Source organism: Micromonospora echinospora (genome assembly GCF_014203425.1).
Classification (GTDB): Bacteria; Actinomycetota; Actinomycetes; order Mycobacteriales; family Micromonosporaceae; genus Micromonospora; species Micromonospora echinospora_A.
Window position 1 is genome coordinate 4,328,026 of the sequence record NZ_JACHJC010000001.1, and the last position, 13,321, is coordinate 4,341,346.

The 13,321-nt window shown below is 74.7% G+C and carries 13 protein-coding genes; 9 read left to right on the forward strand and 4 right to left on the reverse strand.

Features of this window, described 5'->3' with window-relative positions:
* Nucleotides 1–108 precede the first annotated feature (108 nt).
* The 6 genes from FHU28_RS20170 (at nucleotide 109) to FHU28_RS20195 (ending at nucleotide 7,909) form a co-directional block, all read left to right on the forward strand.
* Entirely contained in the window at nucleotides 109–3,294 is a 3,186-nt protein-coding gene (locus FHU28_RS20170) for a penicillin acylase family protein (RefSeq protein WP_184686084.1), read from the forward strand.
* A gap of 99 nt (nucleotides 3,295–3,393) precedes the next feature.
* Nucleotides 3,394–4,581, forward strand: a complete 1,188-nt coding sequence (gene dinB, locus FHU28_RS20175) for a DNA polymerase IV (RefSeq protein WP_184686085.1) — start codon at nucleotides 3,394–3,396, stop codon at nucleotides 4,579–4,581.
* A gap of 105 nt (nucleotides 4,582–4,686) precedes the next feature.
* Nucleotides 4,687–5,619 (forward strand): hypothetical protein, encoded by a 933-nt coding sequence (locus FHU28_RS20180; RefSeq protein WP_184686086.1) that lies wholly within the window; start codon nucleotides 4,687–4,689, stop codon nucleotides 5,617–5,619.
* Nucleotides 5,616–6,068 (forward strand): ABA4-like family protein, encoded by a 453-nt coding sequence (locus tag FHU28_RS20185; RefSeq protein WP_184686087.1) that lies wholly within the window; start codon nucleotides 5,616–5,618, stop codon nucleotides 6,066–6,068. Before FHU28_RS20180 ends, FHU28_RS20185 begins: the two co-directional genes overlap by 4 nt.
* A gap of 9 nt (nucleotides 6,069–6,077) precedes the next feature.
* Entirely contained in the window at nucleotides 6,078–7,286 is a 1,209-nt protein-coding gene (locus FHU28_RS20190) for a sensor histidine kinase (protein WP_184686088.1), read from the forward strand.
* Nucleotides 7,283–7,909 carry a response regulator gene (locus tag FHU28_RS20195; protein ID WP_184686089.1) on the forward strand — a complete coding sequence of 209 codons (627 nt, stop codon included), beginning with the start codon at nucleotides 7,283–7,285 and terminating at the stop codon, nucleotides 7,907–7,909. Before FHU28_RS20190 ends, FHU28_RS20195 begins: the two co-directional genes overlap by 4 nt.
* 12 nt (nucleotides 7,910–7,921) lie before the next feature.
* On the opposite strand, the gene FHU28_RS20200 is transcribed toward FHU28_RS20195, so the two are convergent.
* From FHU28_RS20200 to FHU28_RS20210, 3 genes are read right to left on the reverse strand one after another with little or no spacing between them, the layout of a single operon-like run.
* Nucleotides 7,922–8,635 carry an RraA family protein gene (locus tag FHU28_RS20200; RefSeq protein WP_184686090.1) on the reverse strand — a complete coding sequence of 238 codons (714 nt, stop codon included), beginning with the start codon at nucleotides 8,633–8,635 and terminating at the stop codon, nucleotides 7,922–7,924.
* A 9-nt stretch (nucleotides 8,636–8,644) separates the two neighbouring features.
* Complete coding sequence (locus FHU28_RS20205; RefSeq protein ID WP_184690103.1) at nucleotides 8,645–8,902, reverse strand: hypothetical protein; 258 nt, start codon at nucleotides 8,900–8,902, stop codon at nucleotides 8,645–8,647.
* 60 nt (nucleotides 8,903–8,962) lie between these two features.
* Nucleotides 8,963–9,715, reverse strand: a complete 753-nt coding sequence (locus FHU28_RS20210; RefSeq protein WP_184686091.1) for a dienelactone hydrolase family protein — start codon at nucleotides 9,713–9,715, stop codon at nucleotides 8,963–8,965.
* Nucleotides 9,716–9,867: 152 nt separating this feature from the next.
* Between FHU28_RS20210 and FHU28_RS20215 the strand changes: the two genes are divergently transcribed.
* Nucleotides 9,868–10,266, forward strand: a complete 399-nt coding sequence (locus FHU28_RS20215) for a DUF2267 domain-containing protein (RefSeq protein ID WP_073828585.1) — start codon at nucleotides 9,868–9,870, stop codon at nucleotides 10,264–10,266.
* 10 nt (nucleotides 10,267–10,276) lie between these two features.
* Entirely contained in the window at nucleotides 10,277–10,537 is a 261-nt protein-coding gene (locus FHU28_RS20220; RefSeq protein ID WP_184686092.1) for a hypothetical protein, read from the forward strand.
* 3 nt (nucleotides 10,538–10,540) lie between these two features.
* Here the strand turns inward: FHU28_RS20220 and FHU28_RS20225 are convergent, their stop codons facing one another.
* On the reverse strand, nucleotides 10,541–11,470 hold the full coding sequence (locus FHU28_RS20225; protein WP_184686093.1) for a diacylglycerol/lipid kinase family protein: 930 nt from the start codon (nucleotides 11,468–11,470) through the stop codon (nucleotides 10,541–10,543).
* A gap of 114 nt (nucleotides 11,471–11,584) precedes the next feature.
* Between FHU28_RS20225 and FHU28_RS20230 the strand changes: the two genes are divergently transcribed.
* The gene (locus tag FHU28_RS20230) at nucleotides 11,585–13,291 is read left to right on the forward strand and encodes a sugar ABC transporter permease (RefSeq protein ID WP_184686094.1); all 1,707 of its coding nucleotides are present in this window, start codon (nucleotides 11,585–11,587) and stop codon (nucleotides 13,289–13,291) included.
* The last annotated feature ends 30 nt before the right edge of the window (nucleotides 13,292–13,321 follow it).

Here is a 13,321-nt window from a genome sequence, read left to right on the forward strand (position 1 = left end):
GATATGAGTCATTCTCACCTCCGGGTGGAACGCCCGGGCGCGGAGGGCGAGACGCCGGCAGCCGGGCGTACCGAACGGTCCGGCTCCGCGTCCCCGGAGGACCCCGCCATGCCACGACCCACCCTTCGCGCCCGCCTCGCGGCGCTGACCGCAGCCGCCCTGACCGCGAGCGTCCTGACGGCCATCCCGCCGTCACCGGCACTCGCCGCCACCACGTTCACCCCCGACGACTACTGCCTCGGCCAGTGCGCCGACATCCTGCCGCCCGGGCAGAACGGCAACGCCACGCTCGCCGGCATCCTGGCCCACCAGGCGCTCGGCACCCGCCCCGCGCACTCCAGCGACCAGCTCGACGAGTACGCGAACCTGGTCTACAACTACGCCGGGTTGACCGACGAGCAGATCGCCCACTTCTACAACGACGCCTCCTTCGGCGTCCCCGACGCACAGGTGGAGAGCAGGATCTCGCCGCGCTCGGACGTCACCATCGTGCGGGACAAGGCCACCGGCGTCCCGCACATCACCGGCACCACCCGCGCCGGCACCATGTTCGGCGCCGGCTACGCCGGAGCCCAGGACCGGCTCTGGGTGATGGACCTGCTGCGGCACGTCGGCCGCGGCAACGTCAGCTCGTTCGCCGGCGGCGCCCCCGGCAACCGCGAGCTGGAGCAGAGCGTCTGGGCCAACTCGCCCTACACCGAGGCGGACCTCCAGGCCCAGGTGAACGCGCTGCGCCTCAAGGGCACCCGGGGCCAGCAGCTCTACACCGACGTGGCCGACTACATCGCCGGCATCAACGCCTACATCGACAAGTCGATCGCCGACGACAACTACCCCGGCGAGTACGTGCTCACCGGCGCCGGCAAGCCCAAGCACTTCACCATGACCGACCTGATCGCCACCGCCGGCGTCATCGGCGGGCTGTTCGGCGGAGGCGGCGGCAGCGAGGTCCGGTCCGCGCTGGTCCGGGTGGCCGCCCGCGCCAAGTATGGGGCCACCGAGGGCGACCGGGTCTGGGCGGCGTTCCGCTCGCAGAACGACCCGGAGACCGTGCTGACGCTGCACGACGGGCAGAGCTTCCCGTACGGCGCGACGCCGCCCGGCGCCACCAGCGCTGTGCTGCCCGATTCCGGCACCGTGGTCGCCGAGCCGCTCGCGTACGACGCCACCGGCGGGGCCGCCGCCCGCACCGGCAGCAGCGCCGCCACCAAGGACCTGCTCGGCGGCCTGTCCACCCTGCGCACGCACGGCATGTCCAACGCCGTCGTGGTCTCCGGCAGGCACACCACCAGCGGCAACCCGGTGGCCGTGTTCGGCCCGCAGACCGGCTACTTCGCCCCGCAGTTGCTCATGCTCCAGGAACTCCAGGGCCCCGGGATCAGCGCGCGCGGCGCCGCGTTCGCCGGACTGAACCTCTACGTGCTGCTCGGCCGCGGCCAGGACTACGCGTGGAGCGCCACCTCCGCCTCGCAGGACCTGACCGACACGTACGCGGTGCCGCTGTGCACCACCGACGGCACCGCGCCGACGCTGCGCTCCAACCGCTACCTCTACCGCGGGCAGTGCCTGGCCATGGAGGTGCTGGAGAAGCGCAACTCGTGGTCGCCGACGCTCGCCGACTCCACCCCGGCCGGCGCGTACACGCTGCGCGCGCTGCGCACCAAGTACGGGCTGGTCGCCTACCGGGGCATGGTGAACGGGCAGCCGACCGCGTTCACCAAGCTGCGCTCCACCTACCGCCACGAGGCCGACTCGGCGATCGGCTTCCAGGCGTTCAACGACCCGGCGGCGATGGGCAGCGCGGCGGCGTTCCAGGCGTCCGCCGCGAACGTCGGGTACGCGTTCAACTGGTTCTACGTCAACTCGACCGAGGCGGCGTACTACAACTCCGGCGCGAACCCGGTGCGCTCCTCCACCTCCGACCCGAACCTGCCGATGAAGGCCGAGCCGGCGTACGAGTGGGTCGGCTGGAACCCGGACACCAACGACGCCACCTACGCCCCGGCGTCGGCCCATCCGCAGTCGGTCAACCAGGACTACTACGTCAGCTGGAACAACAAGCAGGCGCGGGACTTCGGCGCGGCCGACGGCAACTTCAGCTACGGCGCGGTGCACCGCGGCCAGCTGCTCGACGGTCCGGTGAAGGCGGCCATCGCCCAGCGCAAGCTCAGCCGCGCCGACGTCGTCCGGATCACCGCCGAGGCGGGGGTGACCGACCTGCGGGGCCAGCAGGTCCTCGGTGAGCTCTTGCGGGTGCTGGACAGCACACCGGTCACCGACCCGGCGCTGGCCGCCGCGGTGACCAAGCTGCGGGCCTGGCAGCAGGCCGGGTCCCGCCGGGTGGAGACGTCACCCGGCTCGAAGGTCTACCAGCACGCCGACGCCATCCGGATCTTCGACGCCTGGTGGCCGCTGCTGGCCGCGGCGCAGTTCCGGCCCGGCCTCGGCCCCGACCTGTACGCCGCGCTGGTCGACGCCCTGCAGGTCAACGAGTCGCCCTCAGGCGGGCAGAACGCGGCGCGCGACGGCACCGTGAGCTGGGGGTCGCAGGGGCAGGCGCACAAGGGCTCGGCGTTCCAGTACGGCTGGTGGGGTTACGTCGACAAGGACCTGCGCGCGGTGCTCGGCGACCCGGTGGCCGGTGGGCTCGGGCGCACGTACTGCGGCAACGGCAACCTGGGCGCGTGCCGGCAGGCGCTGCTGGACACGCTCGGCCAGGCCACCGCCGCCCCGGCGGCCACCGTCTACCCGGGTGACTCGTCCTGCGGGGCCGGGGACCAGTGGTGCGCCGACGCGATCGCCCAGTCCGGGCTCGGTGGCATCACCCACCCGCTGATCGGCTGGCAGAACCGGCCCACCTATCAGCAGGTCGTCTCGTTCCCGGCGCGCCGCGGTGACACGGTGACCAACCTGGCGCAGGGCCGTACCGCCACCGCGTCCAGCACGCAGTTCCTGACCAGCAACACCCCGGCCAAGGCGGTCGACGGCAGCCTCGGCACCCGGTGGGCCAGCAGCTACAACGACAACCAGTGGCTGCGGGTGGACCTCGGCTCGGCCCGCACGATCAGCCGGGCGGTGCTGCGGTGGGAGTCCGCCTACGCCACCGGTTACCGGATCGAGGTCTCCGGTGACGGCAACTCCTGGCAGCCGGTGTTCAGCACCACCACCGGCAACGGCGGCGTCGACAACGTGACGTTCGCGCCGGTCAGCGCCCGCTACGTGCGGATGTTCGGCGTCACGCGGGCCACCTCGTACGGCTTCTCGCTCTACGAGTTCGAGGTCTACGGCAGGTGAGGCGCACGCGGCCGGCCGGCGGGAGCCATCCGCCGGCCGGTCGCGTGTGTCCGGGCAGGTGAACGCCATTCTTTCGAACAGGTGTGCGAGGATGTGGCGGTGTCGAGCGAGGCCACCATCCTGCACGCCGACCTGGACGCGTTCTACGCCTCGGTCGAGCAGCGCGACGACCCCCGGCTGCGCGGCCGGCCGGTGATCGTCGGCGGCGGCGTGGTGCTCGCGTGCAGCTACGAGGCGAAGGCGCTCGGCGTGCGCAGCGCCATGGGCGGACGGCAGGCGCGGCGGCTCTGCCCGGACGCGGTGGTGGTGCCGCCCCGGATGGCCGCGTACACCGCTGCCAGCCGGGCGGTGTTCGAGATCTTCCGGGACACCACCCCGCTGGTCGAAGGGCTCAGCATCGACGAGGCGTTCCTCGACGTGGGCGGGCTGCGGCGGCTCGCCGGAGCGCCGGCCGGCGTCGCGGCCGCGCTACGCGAGCGGGTCCGCCGCGAGGTCGGCCTGCCGATCACCGTCGGCGTGGCCCGGACGAAGTTCCTGGCCAAGGTGGCCAGCGGGGTGGCCAAGCCGGACGGGCTGCTGGTGGTCGAGCCGGAGCGGGAACTGGCCTTCCTGCACCCGCTGCCTGTGGAACGGCTCTGGGGCGTCGGTCCGGTCACCGCCGCCCGGCTGCGCGAGCGCGGCATCCGTACCGTCGGGCAGGTGGCCCGGCTGGACGAGCCCGCGCTGGTGTCGCTGCTCGGCGCGGGCGCGGGGCGGCACCTGCACGCCCTGGCCCACAACCGCGACCCTCGGGCGGTGCAGGTGGGCCGCCGCCGCTCCTCGATGGGCGCGCAGCACGCGCTGGGGCGCGGGCCGCACTCCCCCGCCGAGCTGGACGCGGTGCTGGCCGGGCTGGTCGACCGGGTCACCGGACGGATGCGCGCGGCCCGGCGCACCGGCCGCACGGTGACGCTGCGGCTGCGCTTCGCCGACTACACCCGGGCCACCCGGTCGCACACGCTCGACGAGCAGACCGCGCAGACCGCGCCGTTGCGCGGCGCCGCCCGCGACCTGCTGCGCGCCGCGCTGCCGCAGATCGCGCTGCGCGGCGTCACGCTGCTCGGCGTCTCCGTGGGCAACCTCGGCAGCGGGCACACCCAGCTCGCCCTGCCGTTCACCGCCGACCCGGGCCCGGCGCTGGACGCCGCCGTCGACGCGGTACGGGACCGCTTCGGGTCGCGGGCGCTCACCCGTGGCGTGCTGCTCGGCCGCGACCCGGGCGTCGAGATGCCCCGGCTGCCGGATTGACCGGTCCGCCTCCTCCCCCGGTAGGAGACGCGCTCCGACCCGGGGCCGGGAACGCGGCCTGCGGGCGGGCGCGCCCGGCCCGGCCCGCCGCGAGCATCTACAGACATGACTACAGTGCGGAACCGGGCGGCCGGATGGCACCGCCCCCTGACGCTCCTCGTGTCCGCGATGGCGGTACTCACCGTCGTCGCCGCGGTCGGCGTCCTGGCCGACCAGCGCGTGCTGACCGGCGCGCCGATCTGGCTCAAGCCGATGAAGTTCGCGATCTCGTTCGTGCTCTACGGCGTCACGCTCGCCTGGATGCTCTCCCTGCTGCCCCGGCGCAGCCGGGCGGCCGAACGGGCGGCCACTGTGATCGTGGCCATGGCGGTGCTGGAGATGGTCATCGTCGTCGGCCAGGTGCTGCGCGGCACCACGAGTCACTTCAACGGCACCACGACGCTCGACGCGCTGCTGTTCAGCGTCATGGGCACGGCGATCACCGTGCTGTTCGCCGCCCAGCTCGTGCTGGCGGTCGTGCTGTCCCGCCGGTCCCTCGCGGACCGCGCCGGCGGGTACGCGGTGCGGCTCGGCCTCGCCGTGTCGCTGCTCGGCATGCTCGTCGCGTTCCCGATGGTGGCTCAGCATCCGGCCGGCGCGCCCGCCGGGGTCAGCGGAGCGCACAGCGTCGGTGTGCCCGACGGCGGTCCCGGGCTGCCGCTGCTCGGCTGGAGCACCACCGGCGGCGACCTGCGCGTGGGGCACTTCGTCGGGATGCACGCCCTGCAGGCGCTGCCGCTGCTGGCGATCCTGCTCGACCGGTTCCTCGGCACGCGGCTGGACGAGCTGACCCGGGCCCGGCTGGTGCTCGTCGGCGGGGCCGCGTACGCGGGACTCACGCTGCTGCTGACCGCCCAGGCCCTGCGCGGGCAGCCGCTGCTCGCCCCGGACGCGCTCACGCTCGCCGCGGCGGGAGTGCTGGTGGCGGCCACGGCGGCGGCCTCCGCGCTGGTGCTCGCCCGCCGGGCCCGCAACGCCGGGGTGGTGCTGGTCGGATGACCGAGATCCTGTTCGGCCTGACGTTCACGCTCGCCGCGCCGTTCTGGGCGCTGATGATCCTGGCGCCGCGCTGGTCCTGGACCACCCGGATCGTCGGTTCGCCGCTGATCGTGGCGCCGGTGCTGCTGACCTACGCCCTCCTCGTGCTCCCGTCGCTCGGTGCGGTGCTGCCGGTGGTGACAGCACCCACCCTCGACGGTCTGCGGGACCTGCTCGGCACTCCCGACGGCGCGGCGGCGGCCTGGGCCCACATGATCGCCTTCGACCTGTTCGTCGGCCGGTGGATCTGGCAGGACGCGCGGGAGCGCGGCCTGCCGGCCCTGCTCACCGCCCCGGTGCTGCTGCTCACCATCCTGCTCGGCCCGCTCGGGCTGGCCGTCCATCTCGGACTGCGAGCCGGTTGGCGGCGGCGCGCCGACGTGGTGGCTCCGGCCACGCCGGTTGCCTAGGCTGGCGCGGTGGGCTGGGTCGGTCGGCTGTTCGACGCACGCGACACGTTCGCGCGGATCCTGCTGCTGGATCTCAGCGGCGTCGGCTATCTGGTCGTCGGCGTGCACGGCCCCCCGGGGCCCACCGATACGCAGTGGGCGCTGGCGGTCCCGGCGTTCGCCGTGGCGCTGGCGTGCCACCGCCGGCCGCTGCTGAACCTGCTCCTCCAGTCGGCCCTGCTGGCGGCGGCGTTCCCCCTGATCGATGACGTGATGATCAACCAGGTCGGCGCGAGCTGGGCGCTGCTGGAGCTGACCATGCGGGCCACCCGGCCCCGCACCATCTGGGTGGGCGCCGGGCTGCTGGCCGCCGTCGACCTGAGCGACCAGATCGGCGTACCGGTCCGCACGGCGCTCACCGGGCTGTTCGGGCTCGCCGTCACGGTCTGCCTGCCGCTGCTGCTCGGGCTGGTCGTGCGGACCACGAGGGAGCTGGGCCGGCAGGCCGAGGAGCGCGCCGAGGCCGATCGGCGCCGGCGCGAATCGGAGAGCCGGGCGGCCCGCGCCGACGAGCGGGGCGCCATCGCCCGGGAACTGCACGACGTGCTCGCGCACCACGTCGCGTCGATGGTGCTGCGGGTCGGGGTGGCCCGGCACGTGCTGCCCGACGTCGATCCGCGGGTCGGCGCGGTGTTCGACGACGTGCACGCCACCGGCACGGCGGCGCTGACCGACCTGCGGCGGCTGGTGGCGGTGCTGCGTGACCCGGACGGCGTACGCGGCGACGCCGCCCTGACCGCGATCGAGCCGGCGGCGCTGCCGAGCGCGCTCGGCGCGGCGGTGGACCGGGCCCGGCAGGCGGGCGTCGTCGTGGAGGCCGACGTCGACCCGGCCGTCGGCACCCTCGACGCGGTACGCGGCCAGGCGGTGCTGCGACTGACCCAGGAGGCGTTGACGAACGTGGCGAAACACGCGGGCGCGGCGGCGCGGGCGCGGCTGACCGTGTCGGTCGAGGACGGCGCGGTGCACTGGAGGGTGTCCGACGACGGGCGGGGCGCGGCGCCGGCCGGGATGCCCTCCGGCGGCGGCCACGGCATCGTCGGCATGCGGGAACGGGTGGAGGTGCTCGGCGGGCGGCTGGAGGCCGGGCCCACGGAGTCCGGCTGGCGGGTACGGACCGTGCTGCCGCCCGCCCACGCCACTCCCCGGCCCCGCCCGGGCGCGCCGGAGCCGGCGTGATCCGGCTGCTGCTGGTCGACGACCAGCACCTCATCCGGGCGGGCCTGCGGATGCTCTGCGACGCCCAGCCCGACCTCGACGTGGTCGGCGAGGCCGACAACGGCCGGGACGCGATCACCCTCGCCGCCCGGCTGCGGCCGGACGTGGTGGTGATGGACCTGCGGATGCCCGGCGTCGACGGCATCACCGCGACCAGCCGGATCCTCGCCGACCGGCCCGCCACCCGGGTCATGGTGCTCACCACGTTCGGCGACGACGACCACCTCTACCCGGCGCTGACCGCGGGCGCCTGCGGGTTCCTGCTCAAGGACGCGCCCCCGGCCGATCTGCTCGACGGCATCCGCCGCGCCGCCGCCGGGGACAGCCCGTTCAGCCCGGAGGTCCTGCGCCGGCTGGTCGAGCGCGCGGTGCACGCCCGCGCCGGCGCGCCCCGGCGCACGGCCGAGCTGACCGCGCGCGAGCGGGACGTGCTGGACCTGGTCGCCGACGGACTGTCGAACACCGAGATCGCCGACCGGCTGCACATCGGCGTGACCACTGTGAAGACGCACATCACCAGCCTGATGACCAAGACCGGCAGCCCCAACCGGGTACGCCTGGCGCTGTGGGCGCGCGGCGGCTGAGCGCCCGGCGGCTCACTCCTCGATCGCGCCGCCCACCGCGCGCAGGTGCGCCCGGAACGTCAGCGCCGGGTCGGCCGCGCGGGCCGTCAGGTAGGCGGCGAACCCGACCTGCGACCGCAGCGACTCCCCGGCCCGGATCCGGTCGGCCTGCCGCCGCTCGGTGTCCCGGATGGACTCGGCCAGGTCGAACAGCTCCCCGGCCCGGTCCGCCGGCACGAACAGCACGCCGTCGTCGTCGGCCAGGGCCAGGTCCCCCGGGCCGACGGTGAACGACCCGACCCGCGCCTGTGCCAGCGCCCCGTCCGGGCGCGGCTCCAGCTCCAGCGGCCCGCTCGGGGTGGCGCCGAGGCTGAACACCGGCAGCCCGACCGCCACCAGGTCTGCGGTGTCGCGGTGCGCGCCCCACACCACCAGGCCGGCCAGCCCGGCGGCCCGCGCCTCCAGCACCACCAGGTCGCCGACGCAGGCCCGGTCGGTGCGCCCGTCGTCATCGACGACGAGCACGTCACCGTCGGCGGCCTGCTCGATCGCCTCGAGGAAGACGTCCACGCTGCCCACGTGCCGGGCCGGGCGGACCCGGCCGACCAGCCGCCGCCCGGGCAGCACCGGGCGCACGGCGGCCGGGGCGCAGCGGACCTCGACGCCGGCGCGAAGGCAGGCGTCGGCGACGTGAGCGGTGGTCAGCGCGGCGAACCGCGCGGCCGGGACGCTGTGACGGATGTCCATGGCCCGACGCTAGCGAGCCGGACCTGCCGCGACAGGTGCCAGTTGCCGCCCGGTGGCCTTCGGCCGGGCGGGCCGGCTCATCCGGGCCCTCCCGCACCAGCTCCCGAGCCCTGCCTGCGCGGAGATCACCATGGTGATCTCCAGTTGGCGAAGCCGGTTCCGGCCGGCCGCACCGCCCTCGGCACGGACCCGGGCCAGCGCGCTGCCGCCCCGCTCGACCGCCCGGTCCAGGGGCGAGCGGACGGTGTCGCCACGGCGGTCGGTCATGGCGGCGGTTACCCGCCTCCGGGGCGGTGAATCGTCCGCCCGGCAGGGCCGGCGCCCGGATCAGCGCCCGAAGGTGCGGTCGAGCAGGTCGAACAGCGCGGTCCAGTGCCGCTTCGTGGCCTGCTCGTCGTACATCGGCGTGTCCGACTGGGTGTAGCCGTGACGGGCGCCGGGGTAGACCTCGGAGCGGTAGGTGACACCGGCCGTGGCCAGCGCCTTCTCCAGCACGGCGATCTGCTCGGCGGTCATCGACGGGTCGGCGTCGGCGTGCCCGAAGTAGAGCTCGCCGGTCACCGCGCCGAGGGCCAGGTGCGGGCTGTCCGGGGCGTCGGTGACCACCCGGCCGGCGTGGAACGCCGCCACCGCGGCGATCCGGCCCGGAAGCGCCTCGATCGCGCGCAGCGCGTTCATGCCGCCCATGCAGTACCCGGTGATCGCCGCCGGACCCGGCGCGACGTCCGGCTGGGCGGCGAGGAAGTCCAGGTAGGCGGCGGTGTCCCGGGCCACCGTGTCCGGCGTCAGCGCGGCCATCATCGGGCCGATCCGCTCGAACAGTGCGCTGCGGCGGCTGTCGTCGGCGAGCGCGCCGAGGTCGATCAGCGGGGCGCGCCCGGCGCGGTGGAACAGGTTGGGCGCCAGCACGACGTACCCGCGGCCGGCGATCGTCGCGGCCATCTCCGCCACCCGGGGCCGCAGCCCGAAGGCGTCCATGAACAGCAGGACGGGCGGGAAGGGTCCACCGGAGTCCGGCCGCGCCAGGTAGGCGTCCGCCGTTCCGTCGGGGGTGGGCACGTCGACGATCGTCGGCTGCACTGTCTCGACCTCCTCGCTGTCGGGTTTCCCGCCGCACGCTACTCCCGGCCCGGCCCGGCAAGGCCAGGACCTCGGGTTTCCGCTCCGGGACCCGCCCGTTTGCCGGGGCCGAGCGCGGGAATCCCGCTGTCCCGGCGGAGGAAGGCGGCGAGATGGACCAGGATCAGTTCATCGGCGCGGTGGCCCAGCGGTGCGGCGCGTCCGCGGAGCAGGCCACGGCGATCACCCGGGCGACGTTGACGACGCTGGCCGAGCGGATCGACGGCGGGGAGGCCCGCGACCTGGCCGACCAGCTGCCCGAGGCGCTGCGGGCCTACGCGTTCGGCCCGGCCGAGGCCGCCGAGCCGTTCGGGATCGACGTGTTCGTGGAGCGGGTGAGCGGCCGCGCCGACGTGGACGTGGACGCCGCCCGGGACGGGGTCACCGCGGTGTTCGACGTGCTGCGCGACGCCGTCGACCCGGCTGCGTACGCGCAGGTCGTCGGGCAACTGCCGGCCGAGTACGGCGACGTGGCCGACCAGAGCGCCCCGTACGTGCGGCGCACGGCGTGACGGGGGCGCGATGAGCGAGGACGCGCTGCGCCGCCCGCCCGAGGCCGACGCGCAGGAACAGCGGCAGGACGAGACGCTCGTCGGCCCGCCCGACACCGTCGACACGGCAGTGCCCGAGGCGAGCGAGGCGGACCTTGCCGAGCAGGGCGTGCTGCGCCCGCCGAGCGACCGGGCGGGCCTGGGCGAGTCGGTGCGCGGCGACCTGACCGCCGCCGACGCGGTGGAGCAGAACACGGAGATCCCGCTGCCCGAGGAGGAGCACTGGGCCTGACGGTCAGTGGTCCGGGCTGTCGGCCCGCGCCATCAGCCGCAACGCGTTCGGGTCCAGGCCGACGCGGACCGGGGTCTGCCCGTACGGCTCGCCGTCGACCTCGATGCGGGCCGGCCGGTCGGTCTCCAGCCACAACTGGCGTACCGCCAGGAACGGCTCGTCGCCGAGCGTGCGGCGGTGGCCGGCCGCCGCGTTGCGCGCCGTCTCGCGCAGCAGCCCGCGCCGGGTCGGCCCGCCCACCGGGTACGCGACCAGCAGCCGGTCGTCGGCGGTGGCGTCGGCGGTGATCGGGCGGCCGGCGTGGAAGCCGCCGTTGGCCACGTACACCTGGTGCGTGGTGAACGTGTGCTCGCGGCCCTCGGCGCGGACCGTCACGACCAGCGGCCGGTGCCGGGCCAGCAGTCCCAACCCGGTCATCGGATACGCGAGCCGCCCGGCGACCCGCTTCAGCCCCGGTGGCGCGGCCTGCATGATGTCGGCGGACAGCCCGATCCCGACGTGGTTGGTGAACCTGGTGTCGCCGATCAGGCCCAGGTCGACGTCGATCACCTTCCCGCCGGTGAGGACGCCGATCGCGGCGTCCAGGTCGAGCGGGACGCCGACGGTGCGGGCGAAGTTGTTAGTGGTGCCCAGCGGCAGCAGGCCCATCGCGATGTCCCGGTGGGCGAGCAGCCGGGCTGCCGCGCCGACGGTGCCGTCGCCGCCGCCGGTGACCAGCAGGTCCGGCCCGAGGTCGGCGGCCTCGGCGAGCACCCGGTCCAGTTCGCCGGGCCGCTCCACCGGGTACGCGCCGAGCAGCGCGAAACCGGCCGCGCGCAGGCGCGCATGGACGGTGTCGTAGAGCCGCCGGCCCCGGCGGGAGTGGGCGTTTACCACGAGCGCCGCCCGCCGTCGTTCCCGGATCGCCGTGGTCAGCTCCCGCTTGGTCCGCACGGTGGTGACCCTAGCCGCCACCGCGCGCCGCGGGCCGGTCGCGCTGCCGATGTTGACCGGGTCGGTTATCGTCGCGGCGGCCGTGATCTTCGACCCGCGAGGATGGATGTCCAGATGAGCCAGCCGGCAGTGCCACAGGCGACAGTGCCAGCGCCCCAGCCCACCCAGCCGAGCCGGCGGGCGCCGGCCCTGATCGGGCTGGCGCTGATCGTCCCGGCAGTGATCGCCTGGGTCTGGTCGTACGTCCTGCCCACCCTGTCCACTGTGGCCCGCAGCTTCGAGGGTGACGGGCTGCGCCGTCCGTACGAATCGGCGGGTGTGCGGAACTACGAGGTCGCCTTCACCTCCGGGTTCGTCGGACAGGTCGGGTTCGCGGTGCTGCTCAGCCTGATCCCGCTGGCGGTGGCGCTGCTCGCCGCGCCGCTGCTCGCCGTCCTCGCCGACCGGGCCGGCCGGGTCGCCCGCCTGGTCACCCGGGGCGTGCTGGCGCTGCCGCTCGCCGCGTACGCGCCGGTCGCCGTGTACCTCGGCCGACGCGCCGAGAACATCGAGAGCGGCACCTACACCGAGAATCTGCAGTCCCCCCGGACGTTCCTCGTCTCGGCGCTGGCACAGGTGACGTTCGGGCTGGTCGTCGCGGTAGCCGCGACTCTGTACCTGAGCGCCCTGCGCCGCCGCGAGCCCGACCAGCGGCCCGCGCCCGCCATGCTGGCCGTCGGCGGGCTGCTCGGCTTGGGCGTTCTCGCCGCCGGCCTGCAGACCTTCACCGCCCCGTACATCCTGACCGGCGGCGGACCGCGCGGCGACTACACGGCGACGCCGGTGTTCAGCATCGCGCAGACCTCGTTCCGGACGTTGCGCCTGGGCGTCGGATCGGCCACGTCGACCCTGCTGCTGGTGCTGCTCGGGCTGCTCGGGCTGGCCGCGGTGGCGCTCATCCTGGCCACCCGGCTGCGCATCGAGTTCGACGGCTGGCGGGACCGCCCGGCCGTCCGGGAGGCGGAGTCCTACTCCGGCCGCCGGCCGCTGTTGGTCGGGCTGACCGCTGTCGCGCTCGTCGTCGTCATCGGCGTCACCGTCTGGGCGTCGTCGCCGTGGCTGCGGAACCTCTCCTCCGACACCGGGCCCCTGCCCAGGGGAGTCGAGACGTCGAACCTGTTCGCCAACACCTGGGTGCCGCCGCTGCTGTCCACGCTCGTCGCGGTGGGGCTCGCGGCGCTGGCCGGATTCGGGATCGGCGCGCTGCGACCGCTCGGACGCTGGAGCGAACTGCTGCTGGTGCCGTTCGCGCCCTGGTTGTTCGTCGGTGCCGGCCCGCTGGCCATCGCCAATTTCGAACGCACAATGGAGCGCGAACAGCTGGGCCTGTTCCTCGGCCTGGTGCCGCCGACCTGGCTGTCGGTGCCCGCGCTGTTCGCGTTCACGCTGCTGTTCCGGGGCCAGCACGAGCGGTGGCGTTCCGGCGGCGGCGTCGGCCGTACGCTGCTGCTGCCGGCGTTGCCGATGCTTGCCGTGACAGCGTTGCCGACCTGGCTGGCGCACGCCCAGTCACCACTGTGGACGACGCTGGTGGGCAAGGGGCCCGACAGCCTCACCGCTCCCGTGCTGGTGCAGATGGTCGCCAGCCGCGCCTTCGGCGCCGGGGGTGAGCTTCCGCTGGGCCTGATCCTGCCGCTGCCGATGCTGATCCTGTTCGTGGTGCTGTTCGTCGCGCTCATGGTCGGCTACGTGGATCGGCTCGCCATCCGGGTGGGGCGGCGCAGCGGCGCGGACGCGCCGCCCGCCGGTGCGGGCGGGCCCGTCGGCAAGGTCACCGCATAGGGAAACCCCCGATTACGGGCGGTGACGTCG

Bases quoted from the DNA above. Each gene is read 5' to 3' on its own strand.
- FHU28_RS20220 (WP_184686092.1), top strand. From the start codon at position 10,277: ATGAGCGAGGACGCGCTGCGCCGCCCGCCCGAGGCCGACGCGCAGGAA.
- FHU28_RS20205 (WP_184690103.1), bottom strand. From the start codon at position 8,902: ATGACCGACCGCCGTGGCGACACCGTCCGCTCGCCCCTGGACCGGGCG.
- FHU28_RS20180 (WP_184686086.1), top strand. From the start codon at position 4,687: ATGACTACAGTGCGGAACCGGGCGGCCGGATGGCACCGCCCCCTGACG.
- FHU28_RS20200 (WP_184686090.1), bottom strand. From the start codon at position 8,635: ATGGACATCCGTCACAGCGTCCCGGCCGCGCGGTTCGCCGCGCTGACC.
- FHU28_RS20170 (WP_184686084.1), top strand. From the start codon at position 109: ATGCCACGACCCACCCTTCGCGCCCGCCTCGCGGCGCTGACCGCAGCC.
- FHU28_RS20230 (WP_184686094.1), top strand. From the start codon at position 11,585: ATGAGCCAGCCGGCAGTGCCACAGGCGACAGTGCCAGCGCCCCAGCCC.
- FHU28_RS20185 (WP_184686087.1), top strand. From the start codon at position 5,616: ATGACCGAGATCCTGTTCGGCCTGACGTTCACGCTCGCCGCGCCGTTC.
- FHU28_RS20215 (WP_073828585.1), top strand. From the start codon at position 9,868: ATGGACCAGGATCAGTTCATCGGCGCGGTGGCCCAGCGGTGCGGCGCG.